A 25,768-nucleotide genomic window follows, 5' to 3' on the forward strand; every position below is an offset into this window, starting at 1 on the left:
CCGGTTCGCGCCGCCGCTTTCTCGTCGCCGCCTCTCCCGCTCTACTCCCCGTCTTCCCGCACGCGGTCGCCGAGGAGGGCGCCCAGGCCGCTCTCCTCGGCGATCTCCAGCACGTAGCGCTCGTCGTGCGCCTTGCGGATCCAGGGGAGCGCCAGGACGGGGACCGGGGCCAGCAGCTCGGCGAGCGACTCCAGGTTGGTGCTCTCGGCGATCCCGGGCGGCTCGGGCGAGAGGGCGTTGAGCACCACGCCGCGCACCCTGAGCCCCGCGTCGTGCGCGGCGCGGACGGTGAGGAGGGTGTGGTTGATGGCGCCGCGGCGGTTGCCGGCCACCACCACCAGGTCCAGGTCCCACTGCACGAAGAGGCCGTCGTACGCCACTTCGCGGGTGAGCGGCACCAGGAGCCCGCCGGCGCCCTCCACCACGATGGCGTCGCGCCCCTCGGCCAGGCGGCGGAAGGCGGCGTCGAGGGCGTCCAGGTCCACGCTGGTGCCGCCGCGCGCGGTGGCCACCCACGGCGCCAGCGGCTCGGCCAGGAGCAGCGGGCGCACCAGCTCGAGCGGGTCTTCGCCGCCGGCGGCCTCGCGCAGGCGGCCGGCGTCGCTCTTCGGGTCGCCGGGCGGCACGCCCGCCTCCACCGGCTTCATCGCCGCCACGCGGCACCCGCGGCTGCGCAGCATCCGCAGCAGCACGGTGGCCACGAACGTCTTCCCCACCCCCGTGTCGGTCCCCGTCACCCCCAGCCGGATCATCCGTCCTCCCGGTAGCGCGCCCATCCACGCCCTACACGTTGACCGCTCCGCCCGGCTCGTGCAAGGAGCGACCCGGCCACAGCCGGCCGGGCCGCCGGTATCGACCGGCGGCCCCCGGGATGAGAAGCGCGGCTTCGATTGGCGTGGGGCGGGAAGGCTCAGCGGGACGCGCCGGGCACCGGGCCGGCGGCCAGGAGCAGGGCGATCAGGACGGCTCGCACGGGTCACCTCCTGAGAAGGATCGAGCGCGGCAATCCTCCAGCACTTCGTACTTCGCACCTCGCACTTCGCACTCCCGTCCCTACCGCACCGCCGAGACGTCCAGCTTCCACAGCCCGTTGTTCATGTCCGAGGCGTAGAGCGCGCCGCCCACCCGGTGCACGCCCCACACGAACACGTCGCGGTCGCCCAGCCCGTGCGCCAGCTCGCGGCCCATCAGCCCCAGGTCGCAGCGGCCGTCGGGGGCGCGCTCGCCGGCCGTGCACGCCGCCAGGTCGCCGCGCACGTCGAGCGCGCGGACGCCCGCGTTGTAGAAGGCGGAGTAGAAGACCCCCCGCTGCTCGTCGGCCGAGAAGTTGTGCGCGCCGGCGCCCTCCACGTGGAAGAACGCCACCTCGCGCGGCCGGGTGAGGTCGGACACGTCCACCACGTGCACGTCGCCCCGGTACTGCCCGCCGCCGATCCCGGTCTCCTGGCCCACGAACAGCCAGCGCTTCGACCCCGTCTGCGGGTCGTGGAACCAGTAGAGGTTGTGCACGTCGCCGTCCACCGTCTCCAGCTCCGCCATCAGCATGGGGTTCGAGACGCTGCCTCCCGCGCCGCCCCCGCCGATGTCCCAGATCCCCACCCCGTCGTCCCACATGGCGGTGAACAGGATGCCGTCGCGCACGAACACGTCGTGCTGGTACGGGTCGCCCAGCACCGCCTGCCACACCTGGCGGGGAGCGCGCGGGTCGCCCAGGTCCACGATCACCAGCCTGGCCGGCGCGCTCCCCGAGGGGTCCACCGAGAGGAAGGCGTACAGCCGCCCGTCCACCCGCGCCACCTCGCAGGTGTGCACCCCGGGCGAGATGCTCGAGGTGGCGTAGCGGGTGAGGAGCACGGGGTGGCCGGGGCTGGCCAGGTCGTAGATCACGATGGAGCCGGGCCCGCCCTCCGTGGCCACCACCAGGATGCGCCCGTCGTCCGAGGCCTGCAGGTCGGCGATGCGGCTGGGGCCGGCGGCGCCGTGGTCGTGCCCGTCCTCGCCGTCTTCCCCGTGCTCGCCGTGGAAGCGCGGCGTCAGGCTCGACGCGGCGCCCGGGGGCGGGCCCGGCACCACCAGCGAGTCCACCAGCACCGGCGCGCCGCCGGCCACGTTCCACACCTTCACCACGTTGCCGACGGTGCCGCCCTTGCTGACGGTGCCCGTGTACGCCCACTCCCCGTGCACCCACAGCTCCGAGGTGCCGCGCTCGGTGACCGCCCCCAGCCCCAGCACCGGCAGCGCCGCCGACGCGGGCGGCTCCACCACGCCGGGGTCGACGGTGGGGATGTCGGGAGAGCACGCCCCCGTCAGGAGCGGCAGGGCGAGGAGCGGGGCGGCGAGCGAGCGGCCGAAGCGCATGGCTCGGTCTCCGGGAGAGGGAGGACGGACCGGAGGGGCACTACGTTCCCAATCTAACGCGCGAGGGGCGCGGGATCGAACAGCAGGGTACAGGGACCAGGGGACAGGGGACAGCCTGCGACCGACGCGGGACGTGATCCGGGTCGTCCCCGCGGCCGCACCGGACGAGCGAGGGGACCGCCGCGAGCCACCGGCTGTCCCCTGTTCCCTGTCCCCTGCCCCTGCAGTTCCCTAGCGTTGCGCGGGCGTCCTCAGGTGCTGCCCGAAGAAGGCGAGGGTGCGGGTCCAGGCGTCCTCGGCGGCCTCGGCCTTGTACGCCTGGCCCGAGGGGTTGGCGAAGGCGTGGGCCGCGCCCTCGTAGACGTGCACCTCCACCGGCTTGCCCAGCTCCTTGAGCGTGCTCTCCATCTGCCGCACCTGCTCCACCGGGATGCTGCGGTCTTCGGCGCCGAACAGCCCCAGGAGCGGCCCGTCCAGGTTGGCCAGCCGGTCGCGGTCGGTCACCGGGCGCCCGTAGTACATCACCGTGGCGTCCACGTACTCGGGCATGATCAGCGCCGACTGCAGCGCCCACGCCCCGCCGAAGCACCACCCCACCACGCCCACCTTGGCCGCGCGCTGCCGCTCCTTGAGGAACGCGGCGGCCGAGCGCAGGTTCGACACCGCCTGGCCGGTGTTGTTGGTGACCTCGCGCATGTAGGTGCCCGCCTCCTGGGGCGTGGAGGCCACCCGCCCGCCGTACAGGTCCACCGCCAGCACGCGGTACCCCTCGCCCGCCAGGCGCTGGGCCATCTGCCTGACGTTGTCGTTCAGCCCCCACCACTCGTGGATCATCACCACGGCGGGGAAGCGCCCCCCGCGCGCGGGCCACGCCATGAAGCCGCGCACCGGCTTCCCGTTCACGGTGTCGTAGACCACCTCCTGCGTGCGCACCTGCTGCCGGGGCGCCTGCGCGCTGGCGTTGGCCACGGGCGCGTCGTGCGCGTGCTCGCGCGCCATCGCGTCGGCGAACTGCTGGGGAGTCTGGGCGGCCTGCCCGCAAAGGGCGGCGGTCGTGGCGACGACGAAGGTGCCGGCGAGCAGGATCTCTCGGCGCATGGCGGTCCTCACTTCGGTGGAGCTGTGGTGGGAGGAACGGACGGTTGGACGTTTCAACGAATGTTAGGCGCGGCGGCGCCGGGCGGCAATCCCCCCACGTGGCGGCGCCGCCGACCAAGCGGAAGAGAAGAACGCCGCGCCCCGACCGCGTGTGACACGGGCGGGGGCCGGACGGGCTCAGACGCCGCCCGAAGGGAACCAGCGGTCGAAGGTCAACCGCTCACCCGGGCGGGCGGGGCTGCCATCCCGGTCGAACAGCGCCAGTTCCTCGTGGTCGGGGTCGCCGCCGCCGTGGCACGCCGTGCGGCAGGCGATCCCCCGCTCGCCGGCCCGGTACGCCGCGCGCCCGATCTCCTGGCACGCGTCCCAGCCGACCCCGTCGGGGTAGCTGGCCGGCAGCCCGATCGCCGCGAGACCGGCGTCCGTGACGGCGTCCACGTACTCGTCGCGCGGCACGTCGAAGCCCTGCAGGTGCGGGCGGCGCTCGACACGAAGGTCGAAGAGCGAGTGCGCCTCCCCGCGAAAGTTCTCGACGGCCTGCAGGGCGGCCATGCGCACGGTCCGGTTGAGGTAGAGGACGCGGTGCTCGCCGGGCGCGTTCCAGCGCCCGCCCCGCAGCTGGGAGAAGGACGTGTCGCCGCAGTCCGTCCAGTCCGGCTTGCACACCCGGTAATAGGCGCCGCCGCGGCGGACGTGCTTCACGCCGCCTCGAACGAATACAGCCGGGCGAGGTAGGCGCGCACCCGCTCGGCCCCCGCGGGCTCGGCGAGCACGTCGAGGATGGAGCGCCCGCCCAGCCCGCGCGCCGGGTTGCGCACCACCTGCGGGATGCGCTCGGGGATGAGCTCCTCGTACAGCACCTGGGCCACGTCGCGCACGCGCTCGACGTCGGCCACGCGCTCCGCGGGCACGCCGTTCCTGCGCCACTGGTCCACCGCCTGCCGGCTGACCCCGAAGAGCGCCGCGGCCTCCGCGCTGCTCAGCCCCAGGACCTGCTGGATCTCCTCCAGCGCGGTGGCGCTCCCGGCGATGCGGAGCACCTCGTGGGCGAGCGTGGCCAGACGCCCCACGCTCAGCGCGCCCTGCCCGCGCCCTCCCTCGCGCGGCGGGCGCGGGGCGCGCACCGACTCCACCGGAACGCCGTAAGCGGCCGCCAGATCCCGTAGCTCGTGGGCGAGCGACCAGGCCAGCCATCCCTCGTCGGGGCCGAGGCCCACGAAAACGCCGGCGTCCAGCACCTTGGTGGCGGCCGCCTGCAGCGCCTCGCGCCGCACGTCGCGGGGGAACTGCTGGTGGACGATCTCGTGGACGAGAGAATAGCAGGAGCGCGCGTACAGGTTGGCGTCGCGGACCGCGCCCGTACGCCCGAAACGGAGGATCGCCGCTTCGGCCTCTTCGATCCGCGGATCGTGGGCCGCCTCGGTGATCTCGTCCCTGCTCCCCGTCAGCAACGCCGCCGCGCTCATCCCTCCTCCTTCCCGGGGTGTTCCGGAAGGATAAGGAGAGTGCAAGCAAAATGCAAGGGGAGAGGCAAGCGCAACGCAAGCGCCACCGGCCGCACCGACTGTGCGCTAAGGGTCGCTGCAGTCGCGCTTGTAGCCGCAGTTGGGGCAGACGATCTTGCAGTTGTGGTCGAACATCACCGTGCCGCAGAGCTCGCAGACGTGCCGCGTGGGCACCTCGCGCGGCTGGAACGGGCGCGGCGCGGGAGCCGGCGGCGGGGAAGGCGCGGGCGGCCCGGGAGGGGGAGCCGGGCGCGCGTTGATCCGCGCGCACCAGCTCGGATCGAAGGGGTGCGGCATCCGCGGGCTGTCGATGGTCCGGACTACTGGGCCGACGGCTCGCCCAGGCGGCGCCGGACCTCCTGGAGGATGCGGCGCGGGTCGCACGGCTTGGTCAGGTAGCCGTCGCACCCGGCGTCGACCGCGCGGCGGCCCACCGAGCCGTACGGGTGCGCGGTGATGATCACCACGGGGATGTGCCCGGTGGCCGGGTCGCGCTTGAGCTGCTCGGTGGCGCGGATGCCGTCGATGCCGGGAACCGAGATGTCCATCAGGATCAGGTCGGGCGCGCCCTCGCGCGCGGCCTGCAGCCCGTCGACCCCGTTCTCGGCCGCCAGCACGCGGTACCCGTGGTGGTGCAGGTACATCGCGTTGATGGCCCGCACCTCCAGCTGGTCCTCCACGATGAGGACGGTCTTGGCCCGCGCGCCGGGCTGCTCGAACGCCTGGTACATCATGTACTGCCTCACTTCTCCGTGGGGATCGGGATCACCCGCAAGGTAAAGCCGCGCCGCGCGATGCGCCACTTCCGGCGCGCACGCTCCCCCGCGGCGGCACGGCTGCTCCGCGGGCGTGTAGCAGTTTGTGTGGGTTGTGCTCGACTGAGACGCGCCTTGTATCCCGATGCGCGCCGGAGGTTCCGCGGGGGGCGGGTCACTCCCTCGACGCGCGCTCCAGGACGGTGATGGCGGGGTCGAGCTGGTCGACCTCCTCCTGCCGCCCGTCGTCCCAGCGGACCACGGCGTACAGGGCGAGCCCCTCGACGACGGTGCCGGTGGCGCCGCCCACGTGCCGCACGGTGTCGCCGGTGCGGTAGAAGTGGCGGGACTCCAGTTGCGTGCTCACGAACCTCCCGGGACCACGAGTGCGAAAGTGCGAAGTGCGAAAGTGCGAGAGTAACTTCGCATCAACTTGACGACGGCTCCCGCCGCGGGGCAACTTCCCCCGCCGGCCGACCCCCGGGATCGGATATCCCGAACCCATAACGTTGTCATCCTGAGGGCGCACGCGCCGAAGCCGCGTCTGCACAGGAGCCTGTGCGCCTGAAGGATCTGCGGGTGGGGATTGCACGTCAGTCGGGCTCACGCTCGGATCCAACCCGCAGATCCTTCGGTCGCCGCCATGCATTCGTGCGGTGGCGGGGTTCGGCGCCGCGGCTCCCTCAGGATGACATCGTTTCCGAATACGCTGCGAAGAGGCTCGTTCGTGACCAGCGCACCAGACGGCATCGGCGCCATCGAGTCCGCGCGGCTGGCGCTCCACCTCCTGGGGCCCGGCGACGAGGCGCGGCTCCAGGCGCTGCTGGAGGCGGGGGCCGACTACTTCCAGGCGCTCGCGGGGCAGCCCGGCCCCGCGCCCGACGCGGCGGCGCGCGAGCTGGCGGGGTGCGCGGCCACGCCGGGGCGCGCGGTGGCGGCGCTCACGCTGCTGGAGACGGGCGGGGACGCGGGCGTGCTCGGCTGGTGGCGCGGCAGCCCCGAGCCCGACGTGGCGCTCCTGGGGATGCTCGTCATGGTCCCCGCGCACCGCGGGAAGGGGCTGGCGCGCGAGGCGCTCGGCGCGCTGGAGGTGTGGCTGGCCGGGCAGGGGGTGCGCGCGCTCCGCACCGCCTTCCCCTACCGCCGCACCGCGATCCCCCCGATCGTCCGCGCGCTCGGCTTCCGGGAGATGAGCATCGCCGAGCACGCGAAGCTGGGGCTCCGGGGCGCGGGGACGTCGCTGTGGGAGAAGCCGCTCGGGGCCCGCTGATGGCGAAGACCGTCACCACCTTCCCGCTCCCCGACGCGGCCGCCGCCCTCCTGCGCGAGGCCGGCGCGCTCGCGGGCCCCGACGGCTGGCAGGGCGAGCTGGGCGACGCCGACGCGCTGGTCACCATCCTCACCGAGCGGGTCGACGCGGCGCTGCTGGAGCGGGCGCCGAAGCTGCGCGTCGTCGCCAACGCCGTCGTGGGCTACGAGCACGTGGACCTGGCCGCCTGCCGCGCGCGCGGCATCGTGGTCACCAACACGCCCGACGTGCTGACCGACGCCACGGCCGACCTCGCTTGGGCGCTGATCCTGGCCACCGTCCGCCGCCTGCCGCAGGCGGAGCGAGACCTGCGGGCGGGCCGGTTCCACGGCTGGGGCTTCTGGGACTACCTGGGCGGGGACCTCGGGGGGAAGACGCTGGGGATCTTCGGGATGGGGCGGATCGGGCGGGCGGTGGCGCGGCGCGCGGGCGGCTTCGGGATGCGCGTCGTCTACCACAGCCGGTCGCGGCTGGCGGAGGACGAGGAGCGCTCGCTCGGGGCGGAATCCGTCTCCTTCGACGAGCTGCTCGCCCGGAGCGACGTCCTCTCCCTGCACGCGCCGCTCACGCCCGAGACGCGCCACGTGATCGGCGCCGGCGCGCTGGCGCGGATGCGGCCCGGGAGCTTCCTGGTCAACACCGCACGCGGCGCGCTGGTGGACGAGGCGGCGCTGGTCGACGCGCTGCGCGAGGGCCCGCTCGCCGGGGCGGGGCTCGACGTCTACGAGCGCGAGCCGGCGCTCGCCCCGGGGCTCCTCGACCTCCCCAACGCCGTCCTCCTCCCCCACGTGGGCTCGGCCACGCGCGAGACCCGGGAGGAGATGGCGATGCTGGCCGCCCGCAACGCCCACGCGGTGCTCCTGGGCCGCCCGCCGCTCACCCCCGTCACCCGATGAGCCTGCGCGAGGACGCCCGCCGCATCCTGGACGCCGCCGTGGCCGCCGCGGACGCGCGCGAGGCCGTCCGCCGCGCGCTGGCGCTGGACGGCGACGCGCTGACGGTCGCCGGCCGGGAGCGGATCGACCTCTCGCGCGTCGAGCACGTCTGGATCGTGGCGGCGGGGAAGGCGGCGGCGCGGATGGCGCGGGGCGCCGTGGAGGTGCTGGGGGAGCGCGTCGTGGGGGGGACGGTGACCACCAAGGACCGCCACGGCGAGCCCGTCCCCCCGCTGGAGCTGTGGGAGGCGGCGCACCCGGTGCCCGACGCGCGCGGCTTGGCCGGCGCCGCGGACGCGCTGCGGACCGCCCGGGCGGCGGGCGAGCGCGACCTGCTCCTCTGCCTCCTCTCCGGCGGCGCTTCCGCGCTCTGGCCCGCGCCCCCACCGGGCGTCTCCCTGGGCGACCTGCGGGTGCTCACCGAGCGCCTGCTGCGCGCGGGGGCCACCATCCGCGAGCTGAACACCGTGCGCAAGCACCTGTCGCGGATCGGCGGGGGGTGGCTGGCGCGCGCGGCGCTGCCGGCGCGGGTGGTGACGCTCGCCGTCTCCGACGTGGTGGGCTCGCCGCTGGACGTGATCGCCTCGGGGCCCACGGTGCCCGACCCCACCACCTTCGCGGACGCGCTGGAGGTGCTGCTGCGCTACGAGGTCACCGCCCCGGCGGCGGCCGTGCGCTGGCTCCAGGCGGGCGCCGCGGGCGAGGCGCCGGAGACGCCCGGGCCGGGCGAGCTCGACGAGTCCCGCCTGTCGGCGCACGTGATCGCCGGCAACCGCGACGCGCTGGAGGGAGCGGCGGCCGAAGCGGAGCGGCTGGGCTGCCGCGCCGAAATCGTGGCCGACGACCTGGAGGGCGAGGCGCGCGAGGTGGCGCACGGGATCGCCTGGCTGGGGCTGGCGCGGCAGGCGGAGCTCGCGCCCGGAGACCCCCCGCTGGCCCTGCTGCTGGGCGGCGAGACCACGGTGACGGTGCGCGGGCAGGGCCGCGGCGGGCGCAACCAGGAGCTGGCGCTGGCGCTGGCCGTGGAGCTGGAGGGGCACGCGGGCGTCGTCGCCGCGGCGCTGGGGACGGACGGCACCGACGGGCCCACAGACGCGGCGGGCGGGATCGTGGACGGGGAGACGGTGGCGCGGGCCGACGCCGCGGGGGTGGTCGCGGCCGAGGCGCTGCAGGACAACGACGCGCACCGCTTCCTGCGCGCCGCGGGCGACCTGCTCGTCACCGGGCCCACGGGGACCAACGTCAACGACGTGGTGCTGGTGCTGGCCGCGCCGCGTGCGGACGCCGCATCGGGCAAGTAGAGCGGGAGCCGATCCGCGCCGGCGGGACGGCAGACGGCCGGACGGGCGATTCGCCGGTCCGGCCGTGGTCGTCCGATGGAGGTCGCTCAGCGCGCGGACTCGTTCGCGGCGCGGATCACCTCCACCAGCAGGGGACGGGCGCCGTCGACGATGAGCTGCACGGCGATGACCGTCACCAGCAGCCCCATGATCCGCGTCATCACGTTCAGCCCCGTCCTGCCGAAGAAGCGCACCAGCCGGGGCGCCGCCGCCAGCGTGGTCCAGGCGATGGCGAGCACCGCCGTCACCGCGGCGAAGACGATGGCGCCGCGCACCGGCGTGCGGGCTTCGGTCATCAGCACCATGACGTGGTGATCGCCCCGGGGCCGGTGATCATGGGGATCCCCAGCGGGGTGACGCCCACGTTCTCGCGCACGCGGCCCTCCTGCTCCTCCTCTTCGGTGGCCTTGCCGCGCGTGCGCTGCTTGGCCTGCAGCATGTCCATCCCGATGCCGAAGAAGATGAAGCCGCCGGCGATGCGGAAGGCGTGGATGGTGATGCCGAAGAACTGGAAGATCGCCCCGCCTAAGAGCGCGAACGTCACCAGCACCAGGAAGCCGGTGACGATCCCCGCGCGCAGGGTGGCGCGGCGGTGCTCGGCGTCGTACCCCTCGGTGAGCGCCAGGTACATCGGCGCCGTGCTCAGCGGGTTGATGATCGCCAGCAGCGAGGTGAAGCAGAGCAGCGCGAACTTGGCGAGGTCGTCGGACATCCGCACCGGTGCCGGGTGGAGGACGCCGGTAGCGTAGCGCCGGGGGGAGGATGCGTCAAATCGGCCGGCGCCGGAGCCACTTTCCAAAACCGGATAAATCTCACGCAGAGGATCGTTCGGGTATAGGTCCTGAAAAACCTCACACAGAGACACAGAGACACAGAGAAAAACGAAGGCCTCCGGTGGTCCTCTGTTCCTCTGTGTCTCTGTGTGATTTCAATCTGTTCGGAACCAGAACAATGCTCCGCGACATGGTATGAGACATTCAGTTCCAGATCTGCATTCCGAGCCAGTCTCGGCAATTCAGCACACGCACTCGTACCGCGAAGCACCCGCAGCGCGAAGGGGCGCACCCCCGGTGGATGCGCCCCTTTCGCTCTTTCTACCCGCGGTCTCAGACCTGGCCGATCAGCAGGGATCGGCCGGGTTGCGGTCGCACTCGGACTGCGGGTAGGGGAGGAACTCGATGGACGGGCGCCTGGTGGTGTACGCCGACAGGCGCCGGAGGTCCTCCCAGCGCAGCCCCTGCGAGTACAGCTCGTAGCGCCGCTCGTAGAGGATCTGCGCCAGCAGCTCGGCCTCGGTGTCGAGCGCCGTGGCCGGGAGCGCGGGGAGCCCGGCCCGCGGCTCGTCGAGCCCGCCGCCGGCGGTCTGCGTGCGCACGGCGTTGACGAGCGCCGCGGCCTGGGGGAAGTTCCCCAGCCGGGTGTACGCCTCGGCCTGGATCAGCCGCATCTCGTCCGGCAGGTACACGGGGAACGGGTCGTTCCGCGCGCCGTACTTGCGGAAGTCGAACACCGAGTCGGGGGTGCCCGGTGAGCCGGTGGCGGCGCTGCGCGTGGCCCAGTACGCCGGGCGCAGGTCGCCGGCCTCGGCCTCGGTGAAGAAGTTCTTGCGGGTGCCCGTGTAGCGCGACACCGACGAGTAGTTCCAGATCGGGTTGAGCCCGGGATTGGGGTACGCCAGCGTGGAGAGCACGCCCAGGTTCACCCGCCCCGCCGCGTCGATCGCCGCCTGGTAGCGCCCGTCCAGCAGGTAGTAGCGGGCCAGCATGGCGTCGATGGTGTTGCGCAGGTCGAAGCCCGTGCCCAGCACCCGGCTGCGGAAGCCCGCCAGGTCGGCGTCGGAGACGCCGGCGATGTCGGCGCGGGCCGCCTCGAGGAGCGCGATCACGCTGTCGAGCACCTCGGCGCGCGGCTGCGGCACGGCCGCCTCGCCGGCGTCGGCGGGGAGGCGCTCGTACTGCATGTACAGGTACCCCAGCGACATGCCCTTGAGCAGCTTCGCCAGCGAGGTGACCCCCGCCTGGAACCCCGGCGCCAGCCCCACGTTGGGAGCGCTGGCGATCAGGATGTTGGCCGTGCGCGCCAGGCGGTACGCGGCCGCGAACGGCTCCGACACCGAGATGAACGACGGGTCGGGGTTGCCGGTGACCAGCGACACGTCGGACGCCAGCGCGATCGGGCGCGTCCCCCACTCGTCGGTGGTGAGCGAGGTCGCGCGCACGAAGATGTTGATGTTGTCGGCGAACTGCGACTGCAGCCCCACCGCCAGCGTGATGATCCCCTCGACCGAGGTGATCACCTCCTCCTCGGAGGGGGCGTTGGGGTTCTTCAGGTCCAGCGAGCACCCGGCGGCGGCGGACGCGGCGGCGAGCACCGCGGTCGCTGCCCAGCGCAGGCGGCTCCTCCGGACGGTCGATCTCATGGTCATGTCAGTGCCTCCTCAGAAGTCCAGCGAGAGGCCCACGGAGAAGGTGCGCGGGATCGGGGTGGTGGCGAAGTCCACCCCGCGCGACACCGTGCTCGCCGCGAACAGGTTGATCTCGGGGTCCATCCCCGTGTAGTCGGTCCAGGTGTGCAGGTTGCGCCCGGCCAGCCGCAGGCTCATCTGCTGCGCCCCGAAGCGGCGCACCCACGGCTGGTCGAAGCGGAAGCTCACCGCCAGCTCGCGCAGCTTGATGAACGAGCCGTCCTCGATGAACTCCTCGTAGAGGAGGTTGCGGTCGGCGTTGCGGGCGAAGGTGCCGGGGACGGTGTCGCCCGACGACTCAAGCCCCGCGTTCTCGGACGAGCCGAAGAAGTCGCCGCTCCGGCGGGTGAAGTTGGCCACGTCGTTGCCGAAGCGGCCGTCCAGGAGGAACGAGACCTCCACCCGGTCGAAGAGGCTGAAGGTGTTCAGCAGCGACGCCGTGAAGTCGGGGTTGGGGTCGCCGATGATCTTGCGCAGCACGATCGAGCTGTCGCCGCGCGCGGGGTTGAAGCCGCGGGCGCGGGTGGGGATGCGCCGCGGGTCGTTCAGCCAGAACCCCGTGGTGGCGTTGCGCGGGGCGGTGAGGATGATGTTGCCCTGGGCGTCGCGCGGGTAGTAGCCGCCGATGAACACGCCGATCGGCTGCCCCTCGATCACCGCGTTCAGGTAGTCGAAGAGGATGGTGTCGTTGGCCGCGTTCAGCTTCTCGATGCGGTTGCGGTTGCGCGCGAAGTTGAGCCGGCTGGTCCACTGGAAGCGGTCGCGCTGCACGTTCACCGTGTTCAGCACCAGCTCGATCCCCTTGTTGGAGAGCTCGCCGATGTTGTCGAAGCGTCTTTCGAAGCCGGTGGTGGGCGCCAGCAGCACCGAGAGCACCAGGTCGCTGGTGAGCTTGTCGTAGTAGGTGAACTCCACTCCCACGCGGTCGTCCAGGAACCCGGCCTCGAAGCCGGCCTCCCACTCGCGCTGCCGCTCGGGCTTCAGGTTCGGGTTGGGCGCGATCAGGTTGGGCCGCAGCCCCGGTCGCCCCGAGAACGACACGTTGATGTACGTGTTCTGCGAGAGGTACTCGCTGGGCGGCTGCCCGCCCGTCTCGCCCCAGGCGGCGCGCAGCCGGAGCGTGGAGAAGACGTTCGACAGCGCGGAGCTCTCGAAGAAGCCCTCGTCGGAGAGGAGGTAGCTCGCGCCCAGGCGGCGGAAGAGCTGCCAGCGCTCGTCGGCGCCGAACGCCGAGGAGCCCTCCAGGTTGAGCCCGGCGGTGACGAAGAGCCGCTCGTTGAGCGCCAGCCGCTCCTGCAGGAAGCCGCCCAGGGTGCGCAGCTCCGTGATCCCCTGCGAGGCGCTCTGCACCGCGCCGATCACCGTGGTGCCGCCCGGCGGGAGGTCGCTGGCGGCGGCGCGTACGGTGTTCACCCGGTCGGAGGTGTAGCGCATCCCCGCCGTGGTGGTGAGCCGCCACCCCTCGCGCGGCTCCAGCTCGTAGTTGCCGGTGAGGTCGCTGTTGAACTTGCGGATGTCGCGCACCGGGTTCTGGATGCTCCCGGTGAAGCCGCTGCTGGTGGAGAACGGCGGCTGGAAGTAGACGTCGGTCTGCTGCGACTGGTCGAGCCCGAACAGGTAGGTGAAGGAGAGGTTCTGCAGGGGGGTGAAGGTGGCCTGCGCGCTCCCCAGGAAGCGGTTCACCTCGCTGCTGGCCTCCCAGTTCTCGATCACGTCCAGCGGGTTGGTCCCGATCACCGGCGAGAACGGGAAGCGCCCGGCGGCGGGATCGAACGCGGGGTTGAAGTACGGCGGGGTGAAGAGCACGGTGGTGAGCACGCCCTGCGTCTGCTCGCCCTCGGGGACGTAGTGCGTCTTGGTGCGCAGGTAGCTCAGGTTGGCGCCCACCTCCCACAGGCTGGAGAGCCGCTGGGTGAGGCGCGCGCGCACGCCGGCGCGGGTGTAGTCGGTGCCCTGGAAGATCCCCTCCTCGCGCGTCCAGTTCCCCGACAGGTAGTAGGTGCTCCCCTCGCTTCCGCCCGAGATGGAGAGCTGGTTGTCGGTGCCCATCCCGGTGCGGAAGAGCTGGTCCTGATAGTCGAAGCGCTGGATCGGGTCGCCCACGCGGATCACCCCGCCCGAGGCGGCCGAGTCGGCCTTGTTGGCGATCGGCACGGTGTTGAGCGGAAGCCGCTCGCCGGTGCTGCTGGCGGAGAGCTCGCTGCGGAACGACACCTGGGGGCGCCCGGAGCGGCCTCGCTTGGTGAAGATCTGGATGACGCCGTTGTTGGCGCGCGAGCCGTAGAGCGCCGCGGCGGCCGCGCCTTTCAGCACCTCCACCCGCTCGATGTCGGCGGGGGCGATGTCGGAGAGGCGGTTGCTGAGCGCGGCGTTGCCGCGGGTGGCGTTGGCGCCCAGGCCCACCAGCGCGTCGGAGTTGTTGTCCACCAGCACGCCGTCGATCACGATGAGCGGCTCGGCGCCGCCCAGAATCGAGTTGGTGCCGCGCAGCCGGATGCTGACGCCGCCGCCGGGCTGCCCCGAGTTCTCGGAGATCACGGCGCCGGCGATCTTCCCCTGCAGCGCCTGGTCGACGCTGGTGGCGCCGGGGGCGTCGCTCACCTGCTCGCCGCTCACGGTGGCCACGGTGTTGCCCACCTCGCGCCGCTCGGTGGTGACGCCGGTGGCGGTGGCCACCAGGCCCTCGAGCTGCAGCGCCGTCTCGGCCAGGGGCACGCTGCCGACGTCCACGGCGCGCTCGGCGCCGAGCGTCACCTGGCGGCTGGCCTCGCCGCGGCCCAGGAGCGTGAAGGCGAGGGTGTAGGTGCCGGGCTGCACGCGGGCCGGGAGCGAGAAGCGGCCGTCGGCGCCGGTGACGGCGCGCAGCTGCGTGCCGCGGATTCCGACCGTGACGCTGGGGAGCGGCCGCTGGGTGCCGGCGTCCACGACCGTCCCGCGGAGGGTGTACGCCTCCTGCGCGGCCGCCGGCTTCGCGAGCAAGCCCGCGAACAGCAGCAGCGCGGCGCCGGCCAGCCGGCGCGTTCGCGTTGGGCGCATGTGGGGTTCTCCTACTGGGGATTGGGTTGGAAAGCGCGTCCGCGCCGCCCGTGGGGGCCATTGCGCGCGGACCGGATGGGATGCCGCCGGGAGGCGGCCCGGGACGAACCTCTGTCGGACGGAGGACTCAGCCGTTTCAAATACTACGCGGACGGGGTGGACGCAAGGCGGACGAGCGTTCGAAGCGGGTGGCGGGAGGACGAAGAACCGGGTGCGGAGATCCGCACCCGGTTCCTGTCGTCGAGCACGCGGGCCCGTGCCGCCTAAACGGGCCGCGCGACCAGGATGCCGGTGGAGCGCCGGATGGCGCCGACGTAGCCGTGCAGGTCGGAGCGGCTGACCTCGACGGCGCCGCCGGAGAGGGGGGCGTGCAGGACGCGCAAGGTCCCGGCGCGGTCGCGGTAGGCCAGGCCCGTGTGGGTGACGTCCAGCCCCTCGATGGTGGTGGCGAAGGCGAGCACGTCGCCTGTCTGGATGCGGTCCTGCACCGCGGGGATGCGCGCGGTGGGGACCACGTGGCGCGCCGCGTCGTCCAGGCGGCGCTCCATCTCGCCGATGGCGGCGAAGGTGGCGTCGTCGCGCAGCGCCGCGTAGCTGGCGCGGTGCCCGGTCATGAAGCGCAGCGGCCGGCGGTCTTCCACGGCGCCCAGCTCGGGGCCCAGGTCGCGCACCAGCCCGCGCCGCGCGCCGTCCGTGATCCACTCGCTGAAGTAGTGCAGGCGGCTGGCGTACCCCGCGCGCACGCCGCCCCGGTAGCGCATCCGCTCCACCTCGCGCGCGAAGTTGTCCCAGTCGTCGCCCATCATCCGCCCCGCCGCGCGCGCCGCGGCCAGCGCACTCTCCACCAGCGACACGCAGTCGAACACGTCCAGGTGCAGCGTCAGCGGCTCGCGCTCGGGCGTGCCGCCGTCCACCAGGTACTGCTCCAGCGTGTACGCCCTGTAGGGCGTCCCCAGCGCCAGCTCTCCCGCGCGCGCCACCACCCGCCCGAGCGGCACGTCCTTCTGGATGAGCCCCCCCTGGCGCAGCGTGCGCAGCCAGCGCGCGAGGCGCTCGCGGTCGGTCTCGGCGGAAGCGAGCGAGTCGAGCATGGCCGTGGCGTCCAGCCGGTTCGGCATCAGGAGCGCGGCGGCCGAGAGGGCCGCGCTCCGCAGCAGCGAGCGTCGGGAGAGGGACATCTGGACCGCAAGTGCGTGAGTGCGTGACTGCGCGAGTGACAAAAGTAACGAATCCGTCTGAAGAACGGGTGAAGCGAGCGGGCATTCGTGTCGCTGCCGCGCCCAACCCACCTGCCAGGGTGAGAAGATTCTTCGGCCCTGCCGTCGTTCGTGCGGAGGTCGATCCAGTGTGGCCGGGCCTCAGAACGACGGCAAGCCCTCACTGATCATTCCGACCCCTCGCTCAATCCGCTTCGAAGGAGTCGGGGGAGGACTCGTGCTCCTGGCTGGCCTCCAGCACGGCGCGCAGGAGGTCGTCGAGCAGGTCCAGGCGGGCGCGCTCGGTGCGCGCCTCCAGCAGGCCCTGCTGCCACGACGGGTCGATGCGGATCGCCTGCGCGATCTGGAACCCCGCCTCGTCGTCCAGGTCGATCTCGGGGAACGACTCGCGGTACTCCACCACCTCGCGCAGCACGCGGTGGAAGAGGCCGAGCGAGACCCGGCGCCGCGCCACCATTCCCTCGCCGTCCTCGGGCTCGTCCTCGTACGGGCCCACCAGCGCCTCGTAGTACGGCGTGCCGCTCTCGATGCCGTCCTCCACCCGGAAGCGCTCGCGCCCGCGGCACAGGATCAGCGAGCGGCCGTCGGGGAGCGGCTGGAACTTGAAGATCTCGGCCACGGTGCCCACCCGCCCCGGCTCCATCTGGAAGGGCCCGTGCCGGTCGGGGTCGTGGTAGAGCAGCCCGAAGCGCCCGTCGCCCTCCACGCAGCGCGCCACCATCTGCCGGTAGCGCGGCTCGAAGATGTGCAGCGGCAGCGGCGCCCCGGGAAACAGCACCAGCGGCAGGGGGAAGAGCGGGAGGCGTTGCATGGCCGCCAAAATAATCTCCCCCAGGCCGTGGCGCGACGCTCGCGCCGCCCGCCTTGAAGGGCCGCCGGACGACGGTCAGCCGCCGGGCGGGGCGCCGGCCTCGGGAGCGGAGCGCCAGCGGTCGGCCCGGATCCACCTGGGCGCCTCGGACCTGCCGCCCTCCTCGCCGTCGTGCCAGTCGAGCACGAACACGCCATCGCGGAACGGCGGCGCCTCGATGGCGAAGGCGCTGGGCCCGCGCCGCTCGTCGCTGTCCAGGTGGATGCCGAAGCGCAGGCGCATCGTCTTCCCCCGGTACGTCAGCGTCAGCTCGTCCAGGTGGAGCCGGCAGGGGGTGATGCTGCCCCAGCGGATCCCCTCCGGCCCCGTGGTGTCGAGGTACGCCGGCCGGCCGATGTAGGGCGCCTCGTGCACCGGCCTGGACTCCAGGCGCGGCGCGTCGAGCGCGCGCGGGCTGATCACCTTCCCCTGCTCGTCGCGCAGCAGCACGAACACGCCCACCGGCCAGCACGACTGCGCCCGCGCGGGCGCCGCCGCGCCCAGCAGCGCGAGCAGGGCCAGGAACACGCGTACACGCACCGGCATGCGCGCTCCTCCAGGTCTGGAAGCGGAAGAGGAAGAGACGAGCGCGGCGGGCGCCGCGCTCCGCATCGATCGAACCTCTCGTCCACCCTAACCCGGCGCACGCACCCGGTCAACCGGCCGCTCCGCTCCCGGAGCGTGCGCTTCCCGCCGGGGTCCCGTACAATACCTCCCGCTCCACGACCGGTCCGCGCACCGCGCGCCCCCCGCGCGGGGTCGGGCCGGGGCTCCTTCGCACACAGGCGGTTCATGGACCCGAGAACCCACCAGGGATCGCTCCTGGCGTGGCTGGACGATCCCGCCCCCGACCGCGGGATCCACTTCGCGCGGCCGGACGGCGGATGGTCCTTCTGCGCGTACCAGGCGCTGGCCGGGATGGCGCGCGAGGCCGCCGCCGGGCTCCTGCGGCGGGGGGTGCGCGCCGGCCAGGTGGTGGCGCTGGTCGGGCGCGCCGGGCCGGAGCTCGCGGCCGCCTTCTTCGGCGCCCTGCGGGTGGGGGCGGTGCCCGCCGTGCTGGCGCCTCCCGCCGCCTTCCAGGACCCGGAGAGCTACCGGGAGACGGCCCGGCGGGCGCTCGCGGTGGGCCGCCCCGCGCTGGCGGTGGTGGACGACGAGCTGCTGGAGGGGCTGGCGCGGCTCCTGGAGGGAGAGGCGCGGACGGTGGGCTTCGCGGCCCTGCTGGAGGGAGGGCGCGGCCAGGCACCCCCCGCTCCCGCGCCCCCCGGCGAGCTGGCGCTCCTCCAGTTCACCTCGGGGTCGAGCGGGACGGCGCGCGCCGTCCGCGTGCCGCGCTCCGCCCTGGAGGCCAACGTCGCCGCCATCGGGAAGTGGCTCGGGTGGACCCCGGAGACCCCCTTCGCCTCGTGGCTCCCCCTGCACCACGACATGGGGCTGGTGGGGGGACTGGTCTCCCCGGTGGTGAACCGGTGCGACCTCTGGCTGCTGCAGCCGGAGCAGTTCATCCGCGACCCGCTGCGCTGGCTGCGCTGCCTCGGCGCCGCCGGGGCCCGGCTCAGCGCCACCCCGGCCTTCGGGCTCGACGTGGTGGTGCGGAAGGTGGCGCCCGGGGCGCTGGAGGGGCTGGACTTCTCGGGGGTGCAGGGGATCGTGGTCGGGGCCGAGCGGATCTCCGCGGACACGCTGGAGCGCTTCCACCGGCTGCTGGCGCCCCACGGCCTCCGGCGCGAGGCCGTGCTCCCGGCCTACGGCCTCGCCGAGGCGACGCTGGCGGTGAGCGGCCTCCCGCGCGGCGAGGGGTGGACCACGCTGGCGGTGGAGCGCGCGTCGCTCGCCCCGGGGCGCCGCGTGCGCCTGGCCGGTCCCGGCGCGGAGGGGGCGGCGGTGGTGGGGTGCGGGGTGCCGCTGGACTCCGTGGAGGTGTCCGTGGCCGGCGAGGGCGGCGCTCCGCTGGGCGAGGGATCCGTCGGGGAGATCGTGGTCCGCGGCGCGTCGCTCGCGGCCGGGTACCTGGGGGCGCCCGCACCGTCCCCGGCGGCCCCGGCCGACGGCGGGCTGCGCACCGGCGACGCCGGGTTTCTGTGGGAGGGGCAGCTCTTCGTGCTCGGCCGCCTGGGCGACAGCCTGAAGGTCCGCGGGCGGGTGGTGTTCAGCGAGGACCTCGAGGTCGCCCTCGCCGGCGTGGGCGTCCCCCCCTCGCGGACGGCCGTACTCCTGGGGGTGCACGAGGGGGCTCCCACCGCGGTGCTGCTGGCTGAGGAGCCGGCCCCGCAGTGGCGCGGCGCGGCGGAGGCGCTCCTCCGGCGGGAGGCGGGTGGGGCGCGGGTGGCCTTCGTGGGCGTGCCCCGGGGAGCGATCCTGCGCACCACCAGCGGCAAGCCGCGCCGGAGGCCGCTCTGGGCGTGGTACGTGGCGGGAGGCCTCCCCGGCGCCGCGGGGCGCGGCGGCGGCGCCCGGGACCTGCGGGGGGAAGACGTCGATGGCTGAGGCCGGGGACCGCGCCGGGCGGGCGTGGACGGAGCCGGAGGTCCGCGCGGCCGCGCGCTCCCTCGTGCTGAGGCTCGCGCCGGAGGGCGGAGCCGACCGGGAGGGAAGCCTCCGGCTGGTCGACGACCTGGCGTATCACTCCGTGGCCGTGCTCGAGCTGGCGTTCGCCGTCGAAGAAGCGTTCGGCCTGAGCCCGATGGACCTGCAGACGGCGAGCGCCATCCACACTACCGACGACCTGGAGGCGTTCGTCCTCGGGCGGCTGCGGCAGGCCTCGCGTCTGCGCCGGCCCGGGCCGTAGCGCGCGCCGCCGGCTCGTCCTCGTCCGCGGCGAGGCTGGCGCCGAGTTCCTGCGGACTCTGCGTCCGCGCGCGGACGATGCGCTGCAGCCGGCCCGCCGTCCGCTCCTGCGAATGGCGCGTCAGCTCGTCGAGGTCCACCTCGAACGAGCCCGGCCCCTCCAGGAGGGCCGCGTACTGCTGCGCCGAGTCCTCCACCAGGGGCTTCAGCTCGCCCATGCGGGCCAGGAAGGCGCGGTAGGCCCGGTCGCCGTGCTCCGCCACCAGCCGGCTGACGAGGTACACCCCGTACCCGATGTGCCGCGACTCGTCGCGCCGGATCAGGCGCACCACCTCCCGCATCCCGGGCATGATTCCCTCGCGGCCCAGGATGCGGTCGAAGAGGAGGAAACCCGTCTCGCCCATCACCCCCTCCACCATCAGGTGGTAGGTCACCGACGCCCTCACCTGGGCCTCGGGAGAGGCGTCGGTGTCGAGCCGCCGGAGCGCCGCCGGGAGCTCCTCGTCGACGATGCGCCGGTAGCTGGGGTGGAGGTAGCGCGGCAGCTCCCCGGGGCTGCCGGCCACCTCGGCGAAGAAGCGGTCGAAGACGTCGATGTGCTTCGCCTCGTCCGAGAGGAAGGAGGTCAGGTAGATCTCCTCCTCCCGGCGCCCCTCCGCGGCGACCACCCGCAGGAGCGGGACGAGGTGGGTGGTGACCGACTCCTCGGCGGCGTGGAAGAGCGCGCAGAGCTGCAGCAGCCGCTCCCTGCGATGCGGTTCCAGGGCCAGCCAGTCCTCCCGGTCCCGGCCGAAGTCCACCTCGTCCGGGTTCCAGCCGTACAGCTTCGCCTTCCTCCAGAGCCGCATGGGGACGGAGGCGCGGTCCAGGGCGCGTGCGTGGTGCCCGTGCATGCTCCGCTTCAGGGTTCGGGTCCCGTCGGGCCGGGTCGGGCGCGCGCCGCGAACTCCTCGACGAACCGGGTGAACGACTCCACGCCGGCCGCGTCCGCCTCCCCCGCCGCGGGGCGGGGAGCCTGGATCGTGCACCGGATCCCGCCGCGCTCCGCCCGCGACGCGACGAACAGCGTCCGCGCCCCGCACCGCGCGGCGAGCCGGAGGAGCGCGTCGCTGACGTGCAGCGTCCCGCCCGCGGCCCGCACGGGCGTGGTCAGGCCGGGGAGCGGCTCGGCCCGGTCGATCATGGCGAACACGGTCCGGCCCTCGCCGAGCGCCTCCCTCACCGCGACCAGGAGGAGCGGGGACCGGGGGATCTGGGGGAGGACGGGGGACTTCTCCGGCGGCGGGACCGGGACCCAGGTCACCACGGCCAGGTCGTAGCCGCGCTCGTGCAGGTGGTGCAGCGCCGGGATGGTCAGGCGCGTGTGCGGCCCCACGAGCAGGACGCCGCGTCCCGAGGCGACCGCCTCGTCGAGCTCGCGGATCCCGTCCACCCGCACCCGGAGGGGATGGTCGATCCCCCTCTTCCGCAGCGCCCGCAGGACCTGCCCCACCACCGCGTCGCGCCCCGATTCGACGGGCGAGCGCAGCACGTTCAGCCTGCTGCGCGGAAGCAGCCAGGCAGCGGCGCGCGAGGCGCCGAGCGCGACGGAGAACCTGTGCCGGGCCGGGACGGCCGCCAGCACGCCGCAGCAGAGCCCCAGCGCCCCGCGCAGCGCGTGCTCGGCAGCCGTTCCCCACGGCCAGACGCCCTCGGGCAAACGCCGGTCTCCTGCCTACCCGAACAGCTCGTCCACCGGCATCCGCCACCCCGGCACCGCGGGCTCGGCCTCCGCCACCTCGCCGCGCCGGTAGACGGTGGGGTGCTCCGGGGCGTCCGCCCGGTAGACCCGCACCACGCCCTCGCGCAGCAGCACGTCCCACACCACCCGCGTCCCCGCCGCGAAGTAGTCGGCGCGCTTGGCGGCCATGCGGCGCTCGGCCTCCTCGCCGTACTCGGGCCCCTCGCGCACCTCGGCGGCGAACACCGGGGCGCCGTGCGGGAAGCCCTCCTCCCACGGCGGTCCCGTGTACCACGATGCATCCGGGCAGAGCGCCTGGCGGTGCGGGAGATCGACCACGAAGGAGACGCGCGACGAGAGCGCGAGTCCGCCGCCGTGCCGATCCTCGTGATCGAGAAGGCTTCCGACGGTGTGCGCCGCCGCCCGCCCGGCGGCGAATCCCGAGCCGCCGATGACCACGAGCTGTCCGCCGACGATCTCGGTTTTGAGCTTCGTGATCGCCATGTCATCGATGGTCGCCCTGCGCCCGAGCGGCACGACCACGATCTCGCCCGGCCCGCCCCACCAGTCGTCACGCCGCAGGCGCCTCAGCATCTCAGCAGCTTCCATCATCCTCTCCCGCCCGAACGCAGACCGTGCCCGGCCCCCCTCCAGCGACAGGCGTGCTCAATCGAACAGCTCGTCCACCGGCATCCGCCAGCCGGGCACCGCGGGCTCGGCCTTCGCGACCTCGCCGCGGCGGTAGACGGTGGGGTGCTCCGGGTCGTCCGCCCGGTAGGCGCGGATCACGCCCTCACGCAGCACGTCCACGTCCCACACCACCTGCGTTCCCGCCGCGAAGTAGTCGGCGCGCTTGGCGGCCATGCGGCGCTCGGCGGCGGGACCGTAATCCTCTCCGCTGCGGACTTCTGCCACGAAAACCGGCACTCCCTCCAGAAGCCGGACTCCCGACCGTGGGCCGACGTACCAGGCCGCATCTGGAGCGAACGATCTGCGGGGGCTGTAGATGAACCCGACGTTGTCTCCGTAGCCCCTGCCCCCGCCATGGGCGCGTTGGTGGAGCTTGAGGCTGGTCGCGATGTTGGTCGACGCAGTCCCGTGCGCGTCTCCGCCCGGAGCCATCAGGACCAGCTTCCCGTCAACGAGCTCCGCCTTGCCCTCCACCCGGTACAGGTCGTCAAGCGTCGCCTCGCGTCCCAGAGGTGCGATGTTCATGGAATCCTCCTGATGCGTGCGACGCAAAAGATACGGAATGGACGATCGGGCGGCAAGCCGGGCGCCTGCCTGCGACCGTGGTTCGAGAGGGGCGATTCCTTCAGTCCGCCGCTTCGCGCTCCAGCGGGCGGGCGGCGTCGCGGGCGGCCTTCTCCTGCAGGGCGCGCCAGACGCGCGGGGGGGAGAAGGGGAGGGCGTCCATGCGCACGCCCACGGCGTCGTAGATGGCGTTGGCGATGGCCGGGATGGAGGGGTGCAGCGGGCCCTCGCCGGCCTCCTTGGCGCCGTAGGGGCCCTCGGGGTCGATCGACTCCACGATCAGCGAGCGCAGCTCCGGGGTGTCGAGCGAGGTGGGGATGCGGTAGTCCAGCAGGCTGGGCGCGTTGTGCAGCCCGGCGCGGCCGTGGTCGGCGTCCTTGTAGATCTGCTGCTCCATCAGCGCCTCGGCGAAGCCCATGTACGCCGAGCCCTCCATCTGCCCCTCCACCAGCACGGGGTTGAGCGCCCGGCCGCAGTCGTGCGCGATCCAGATCGCCTTCACCTCCACGAAGCCGGTGTCGGGGTCCACCTCCACCTCGGCCACGTGCGCCGTGAACGAGTAGGCGGGGGAAGCGCCGATGGTGCCGCCGCGGTACTCGCCGTGCACGTCCTTGGGGGTGTTGTAGCACCCCACCGCGCCCAGCGTCCCGGACTTCGCCTCGGCCAGGTTGAACGCCTCGCGGATCGGCATGCTGCGCGCGGTGTCCTGCCCGTCCATGGCGAGGCCCCCCGCCAGGAGCACCCGCTCGGGCCGCACCTCCCACGCCTCGGCCACGGCCTCCTGCACCTGGCGGCGGATCTTGCGCGCGGCGTCGATGCAGGCGTTGCCCATCATGAAGGTCACGCGCGACGAGTAGGCGCCCAGGTCCACGGGGGTGAGGTCGGTGTCGGCCGCCAGCACGCGCACGTAGTCGAGCGGCACCCCCAGCTCCTCGCAGACGATGTAGGCGGGCACCGAGTCGGAGCCCTGCCCGATGTCGCTGGCGCCGCTGAACACCGTCACCCGCCCCGAGCGGTCCACCTGGATCTGCACGGCGGACTGGGGCATCTGGTTCGGGTAGATCGGGTAGTTGGTCCCCGAGATGTAGCACGAGCCCGCGACCCCCACGCCGCGGCCGAACCCCATCTTCCTGAACTTCCCCTTCCACCCGCTGGCGCGCTCCACGGCGTCCAGGCACTGCAGGAAGCCGTTCGACGTCACGCGCAGCTCGTTGACGGTGCGCCGGTAGCCGCCCATGAAGTTGCGCCGGCGCAGCTCGATCGGGTCGATCCCCAGCCGCTCGGCCAATTTGTCGAGCTGCACCTCGAACGCGAAGCGGGGCTGCACGCTCCCGTGGCCGCGCTTGGGCCCGCACGCCGGCTTGTTGGTGAAGACGCGCGTGGAGTGGAAGCGGTACGCCGGCATCTCGTACGGCGCCGTCAGCAGCTGCCCCGAGTAGTACGTGGTCACCAGCCCGAACGACGAGTAGGCGCCGCCGTCCAGCAGCGTCTTCGCCTCGACGGCGGTGAGCTTCCCGTCGGCCGTGGCCCCCACGCGGTACTTCATGTGGAACGGGTGCCGGCCGCGGTGGGCGAGGAACACCTCCTCGCGGGTGTAGAGGATCTTCACCGGCCGCCCGGTCTTCATCGCCAGCCGGGCGACGCAGAACTCCAGGTCGAACGGCTCGCTCTTCCCCCCGAAGCCGCCGCCCACGGCGGGCTGCACCACGCGCACGCGCGCCGGGTCCAGCTCCAGCACCTTGGCCAGCTCGCGGTGCAGGTAGTGCGGCACCTGCGTGGAGCTCCAGACGGTGAGCCGCCCCACCCCCGCGCCCCCCTCCTCCCACAGCCCGATGGCGCAGTGCGGCTCGATCGGGGTGTGGGTGGTGCCCTCGAAGAAGTACTCGCCCTCGACCACCACCGCGGCCTTCTCCATCCCCGCCTGGACGTCGCCGAACTCCAGCTTGACGATCTTGGAGATGTTGCCGTTGTGCCCCTCCTTCTTCGGCTCGTGCACCGGGGTGCGCGCGCCCTCCTCGGTGAGGGCGAAGTGCGGGTCGAAGATCGGGGGAAGGAGCTCGTAGTCGACGTGGATCAGCCCGAGCGCGCGGTTGGCGGTGTCCTCGTCCACCGCGGCCACGGCGGCCACGGCGTCGCCGATGTAGCGCACCTTGTCGGTGGCGAGCGCCTGCTCGTCGGGGGTCCAGACGATGATCCCGTACGGCGTGGGCATCTCGTGGCCCGTGACCACGGCGAAGACGCCGGGGAGCGCCTCGGCCCGGGACGTGTCGATGGAGAGGATGCGCGCGTGCGGGTGCGGGGAGCGCAGGATCTTGCCGTGCAGCATCCCCGGGAACGCCAGGTCGTCGGCGTAGCGGGCGCGGCCGGTGGACTTGGCGAGCCCGTCGGTCTTGCGCATGCGCCGGCCGATCACGCTCAGCTCGGCGTTGTAGCCGTCCTCGCGCGGGTGCACGGGCACCTCGCCGCGCGTGTCGGGCCGGGGGACCTCGTTCACCAGCGGCGTCTGGGAGCCGCCCCCCTCGGCCGGGGGCTCGGACGAGCGCTTCCACTCGGTCATCGCGCCACCTCCGGGAGGAACGGCGTGGGTTCAGCGCCGTTCGCCGGCGTCGGCTCGGGCGGCGGGATACCCCTCTCCCCCGGCCCCTCTCCCACAAGGGGAGAGGGGAGCACTGCAACTTCAACTGCGTTGTCGAGGAAGCAGAAGCGGATCGTGTGCACGACAGCGGGCAGGTCGCGCTCGACCTGCTCCGCGGGGACGCGGAGGAAGCGCGGGCCGAGCGTCTCCAGGCACTCCTGGCGCGCCGCGTCGCGCTCGCGCTGCGACTCGTGCACGCCGCCGTCGACTTCGACGATCAGCCGCTCGGAAGGGCAGAAGAAGTCGACCACGAACGGGCCGATCGGCTGCTGGCGGCGGAACTTGCGGCCCGCCAGGCTGCGCCGGCGCAGCGCCTCCCACAGCAGGCCCTCGCTCCGCGTCGGCTCCTTCCGGAACCCACGGGCGACCTCCACCATCCTGCGCCTGAGCGACTCGGGCACCTCCCACCGGTCCCAGCTCGGGTCGCGCGGTTTTGCAGTTCCCCCCTCTCCCCTTGTGGGAGAGGGGCCGGGGGAGAGGGGAACCCCGCGGCCGCCACCGAGGT

Annotated in this window: 24 protein-coding genes and 1 pseudogene; 5 read left to right on the forward strand and 20 right to left on the reverse strand. The window is 73.4% G+C overall.

Annotated features, from left to right (window positions below):
• Positions 1–41: 41 nt before the first annotated feature.
• The 8 genes from bioD to VF746_01935 form a co-directional block, all read right to left on the reverse strand.
• Positions 42–752 (reverse strand): dethiobiotin synthase, encoded by a 711-nt coding sequence (gene bioD, locus VF746_01900; GenBank protein ID HEX8691167.1) that lies wholly within the window; start codon positions 750–752, stop codon positions 42–44.
• Between the two features lie 301 nt (positions 753–1,053).
• On the reverse strand, positions 1,054–2,358 hold the full coding sequence (locus VF746_01905; GenBank protein HEX8691168.1) for a hypothetical protein: 1,305 nt from the start codon (positions 2,356–2,358) through the stop codon (positions 1,054–1,056).
• A gap of 231 nt (positions 2,359–2,589) precedes the next feature.
• On the reverse strand, positions 2,590–3,456 hold the full coding sequence (locus VF746_01910; GenBank protein ID HEX8691169.1) for an alpha/beta fold hydrolase: 867 nt from the start codon (positions 3,454–3,456) through the stop codon (positions 2,590–2,592).
• Between the two features lie 177 nt (positions 3,457–3,633).
• Entirely contained in the window at positions 3,634–4,158 is a 525-nt protein-coding gene (locus VF746_01915) for an RES family NAD+ phosphorylase (GenBank protein HEX8691170.1), read from the reverse strand.
• Positions 4,155–4,922 (reverse strand): antitoxin Xre/MbcA/ParS toxin-binding domain-containing protein, encoded by a 768-nt coding sequence (locus VF746_01920; GenBank protein HEX8691171.1) that lies wholly within the window; start codon positions 4,920–4,922, stop codon positions 4,155–4,157. Before VF746_01920 ends, VF746_01915 begins: the two co-directional genes overlap by 4 nt.
• Before the next feature lie 105 nt (positions 4,923–5,027).
• Complete coding sequence (locus tag VF746_01925; protein ID HEX8691172.1) at positions 5,028–5,258, reverse strand: hypothetical protein; 231 nt, start codon at positions 5,256–5,258, stop codon at positions 5,028–5,030.
• Between the two features lie 23 nt (positions 5,259–5,281).
• A complete protein-coding gene (locus VF746_01930; protein HEX8691173.1) occupies positions 5,282–5,707 on the reverse strand; it encodes a response regulator in 426 nt (141 codons plus the stop codon).
• Between the two features lie 184 nt (positions 5,708–5,891).
• Entirely contained in the window at positions 5,892–6,083 is a 192-nt protein-coding gene (locus VF746_01935; protein ID HEX8691174.1) for a hypothetical protein, read from the reverse strand.
• A gap of 360 nt (positions 6,084–6,443) precedes the next feature.
• Here VF746_01935 and VF746_01940 point away from each other — a divergent pair, with 360 nt between their 5' ends.
• Genes VF746_01940 through VF746_01950 form a run of 3 tightly spaced genes read left to right on the forward strand, consistent with a single transcriptional unit; the run spans position 6,444 to position 9,261 of the window.
• Complete coding sequence (locus VF746_01940) at positions 6,444–6,986, forward strand: GNAT family N-acetyltransferase (protein ID HEX8691175.1); 543 nt, start codon at positions 6,444–6,446, stop codon at positions 6,984–6,986.
• A complete protein-coding gene (locus VF746_01945) occupies positions 6,986–7,921 on the forward strand; it encodes a D-glycerate dehydrogenase (GenBank protein ID HEX8691176.1) in 936 nt (311 codons plus the stop codon). The genes VF746_01940 and VF746_01945 overlap by 1 nt, the downstream gene beginning before the upstream one ends.
• Entirely contained in the window at positions 7,918–9,261 is a 1,344-nt protein-coding gene (locus VF746_01950) for a DUF4147 domain-containing protein (GenBank protein HEX8691177.1), read from the forward strand. The genes VF746_01945 and VF746_01950 overlap by 4 nt, the downstream gene beginning before the upstream one ends.
• A gap of 86 nt (positions 9,262–9,347) precedes the next feature.
• On the opposite strand, the pseudogene VF746_01955 reads toward VF746_01950, so the two are convergent.
• The 6 genes and pseudogenes from VF746_01955 to VF746_01980 all read right to left on the reverse strand — a co-directional run bounded on the left by VF746_01955 (position 9,348) and on the right by VF746_01980 (position 17,413).
• Positions 9,348–10,012 (reverse strand): annotated as a pseudogene (locus VF746_01955) (MarC family protein).
• Between the two features lie 408 nt (positions 10,013–10,420).
• Positions 10,421–11,725: a RagB/SusD family nutrient uptake outer membrane protein gene (locus VF746_01960; protein HEX8691178.1), complete on the reverse strand. Its 1,305-nt coding sequence runs from the start codon at positions 11,723–11,725 to the stop codon at positions 10,421–10,423.
• Between the two features lie 12 nt (positions 11,726–11,737).
• Positions 11,738–14,800, reverse strand: coding sequence for a SusC/RagA family TonB-linked outer membrane protein (locus VF746_01965; protein HEX8691179.1), 3,063 nt, complete (start codon positions 14,798–14,800; stop codon positions 11,738–11,740).
• Between the two features lie 263 nt (positions 14,801–15,063).
• Positions 15,064–15,978: an N-acetylmuramoyl-L-alanine amidase-like domain-containing protein gene (locus VF746_01970; protein ID HEX8691180.1), complete on the reverse strand. Its 915-nt coding sequence runs from the start codon at positions 15,976–15,978 to the stop codon at positions 15,064–15,066.
• A gap of 223 nt (positions 15,979–16,201) precedes the next feature.
• Positions 16,202–16,828, reverse strand: a complete 627-nt coding sequence (locus tag VF746_01975; protein HEX8691181.1) for an LON peptidase substrate-binding domain-containing protein — start codon at positions 16,826–16,828, stop codon at positions 16,202–16,204.
• 75 nt (positions 16,829–16,903) lie between these two features.
• Positions 16,904–17,413 carry a hypothetical protein gene (locus VF746_01980; protein HEX8691182.1) on the reverse strand — a complete coding sequence of 170 codons (510 nt, stop codon included), beginning with the start codon at positions 17,411–17,413 and terminating at the stop codon, positions 16,904–16,906.
• Between the two features lie 246 nt (positions 17,414–17,659).
• Between VF746_01980 and VF746_01985 the strand changes: the two genes are divergently transcribed.
• The gene (locus VF746_01985; protein ID HEX8691183.1) at positions 17,660–19,354 is read left to right on the forward strand and encodes an AMP-binding protein; all 1,695 of its coding nucleotides are present in this window, start codon (positions 17,660–17,662) and stop codon (positions 19,352–19,354) included.
• Positions 19,347–19,655: an acyl carrier protein gene (locus VF746_01990; GenBank protein HEX8691184.1), complete on the forward strand. Its 309-nt coding sequence runs from the start codon at positions 19,347–19,349 to the stop codon at positions 19,653–19,655. The genes VF746_01985 and VF746_01990 overlap by 8 nt, the downstream gene beginning before the upstream one ends.
• On the opposite strand, the gene VF746_01995 is transcribed toward VF746_01990, so the two are convergent.
• The 6 genes from VF746_01995 to VF746_02020 form a co-directional block, all read right to left on the reverse strand.
• Positions 19,582–20,547 carry a R2-like ligand-binding oxidase gene (locus VF746_01995; protein HEX8691185.1) on the reverse strand — a complete coding sequence of 322 codons (966 nt, stop codon included), beginning with the start codon at positions 20,545–20,547 and terminating at the stop codon, positions 19,582–19,584. The genes VF746_01990 and VF746_01995 overlap by 74 nt on opposite strands.
• Before the next feature lie 8 nt (positions 20,548–20,555).
• Positions 20,556–21,353, reverse strand: coding sequence for a hypothetical protein (locus tag VF746_02000; GenBank protein HEX8691186.1), 798 nt, complete (start codon positions 21,351–21,353; stop codon positions 20,556–20,558).
• Positions 21,354–21,368: 15 nt separating this feature from the next.
• A complete protein-coding gene (locus VF746_02005; GenBank protein HEX8691187.1) occupies positions 21,369–21,968 on the reverse strand; it encodes a Uma2 family endonuclease in 600 nt (199 codons plus the stop codon).
• Positions 21,969–22,040: 72 nt separating this feature from the next.
• Positions 22,041–22,589, reverse strand: a complete 549-nt coding sequence (locus tag VF746_02010) for a Uma2 family endonuclease (protein HEX8691188.1) — start codon at positions 22,587–22,589, stop codon at positions 22,041–22,043.
• Positions 22,590–22,689: 100 nt separating this feature from the next.
• On the reverse strand, positions 22,690–25,185 hold the full coding sequence (locus VF746_02015) for a xanthine dehydrogenase family protein molybdopterin-binding subunit (protein ID HEX8691189.1): 2,496 nt from the start codon (positions 25,183–25,185) through the stop codon (positions 22,690–22,692).
• On the reverse strand, positions 25,182–25,664 hold the full coding sequence (locus VF746_02020) for a DUF559 domain-containing protein (GenBank protein HEX8691190.1): 483 nt from the start codon (positions 25,662–25,664) through the stop codon (positions 25,182–25,184). Before VF746_02020 ends, VF746_02015 begins: the two co-directional genes overlap by 4 nt.
• Positions 25,665–25,768: the final 104 nt, after the last annotated feature.

The organism is Longimicrobium sp. (genome assembly GCA_036389795.1).
In the GTDB taxonomy this organism is placed as follows: domain Bacteria; phylum Gemmatimonadota; class Gemmatimonadetes; order Longimicrobiales; family Longimicrobiaceae; genus Longimicrobium.

What these genes read in the sequence shown, in the direction of transcription:
- bioD (HEX8691167.1), bottom strand. Translation starts at nt 752, where the DNA reads ATGATCCGGCTGGGGGTGACGGGGACCGACACGGGGGTGGGGAAGACG.
- VF746_01905 (HEX8691168.1), bottom strand. Translation starts at nt 2,358, where the DNA reads ATGCGCTTCGGCCGCTCGCTCGCCGCCCCGCTCCTCGCCCTGCCGCTC.
- VF746_01910 (HEX8691169.1), bottom strand. Translation starts at nt 3,456, where the DNA reads ATGCGCCGAGAGATCCTGCTCGCCGGCACCTTCGTCGTCGCCACGACC.
- VF746_01920 (HEX8691171.1), bottom strand. Translation starts at nt 4,922, where the DNA reads ATGAGCGCGGCGGCGTTGCTGACGGGGAGCAGGGACGAGATCACCGAG.
- VF746_01925 (HEX8691172.1), bottom strand. Translation starts at nt 5,258, where the DNA reads ATGCCGCACCCCTTCGATCCGAGCTGGTGCGCGCGGATCAACGCGCGC.
- VF746_01945 (HEX8691176.1), top strand. Translation starts at nt 6,986, where the DNA reads ATGGCGAAGACCGTCACCACCTTCCCGCTCCCCGACGCGGCCGCCGCC.
- VF746_01950 (HEX8691177.1), top strand. Translation starts at nt 7,918, where the DNA reads ATGAGCCTGCGCGAGGACGCCCGCCGCATCCTGGACGCCGCCGTGGCC.
- VF746_01960 (HEX8691178.1), bottom strand. Translation starts at nt 11,725, where the DNA reads ATGACCATGAGATCGACCGTCCGGAGGAGCCGCCTGCGCTGGGCAGCG.
- VF746_01965 (HEX8691179.1), bottom strand. Translation starts at nt 14,800, where the DNA reads ATGCGCCCAACGCGAACGCGCCGGCTGGCCGGCGCCGCGCTGCTGCTG.
- VF746_01970 (HEX8691180.1), bottom strand. Translation starts at nt 15,978, where the DNA reads ATGTCCCTCTCCCGACGCTCGCTGCTGCGGAGCGCGGCCCTCTCGGCC.
- VF746_01975 (HEX8691181.1), bottom strand. Translation starts at nt 16,828, where the DNA reads ATGCAACGCCTCCCGCTCTTCCCCCTGCCGCTGGTGCTGTTTCCCGGG.
- VF746_01980 (HEX8691182.1), bottom strand. Translation starts at nt 17,413, where the DNA reads ATGCCGGTGCGTGTACGCGTGTTCCTGGCCCTGCTCGCGCTGCTGGGC.
- VF746_01985 (HEX8691183.1), top strand. Translation starts at nt 17,660, where the DNA reads ATGGACCCGAGAACCCACCAGGGATCGCTCCTGGCGTGGCTGGACGAT.
- VF746_01990 (HEX8691184.1), top strand. Translation starts at nt 19,347, where the DNA reads ATGGCTGAGGCCGGGGACCGCGCCGGGCGGGCGTGGACGGAGCCGGAG.
- VF746_01995 (HEX8691185.1), bottom strand. Translation starts at nt 20,547, where the DNA reads ATGCACGGGCACCACGCACGCGCCCTGGACCGCGCCTCCGTCCCCATG.
- VF746_02005 (HEX8691187.1), bottom strand. Translation starts at nt 21,968, where the DNA reads ATGCTGAGGCGCCTGCGGCGTGACGACTGGTGGGGCGGGCCGGGCGAG.
- VF746_02010 (HEX8691188.1), bottom strand. Translation starts at nt 22,589, where the DNA reads ATGAACATCGCACCTCTGGGACGCGAGGCGACGCTTGACGACCTGTAC.
- VF746_02015 (HEX8691189.1), bottom strand. Translation starts at nt 25,185, where the DNA reads ATGACCGAGTGGAAGCGCTCGTCCGAGCCCCCGGCCGAGGGGGGCGGC.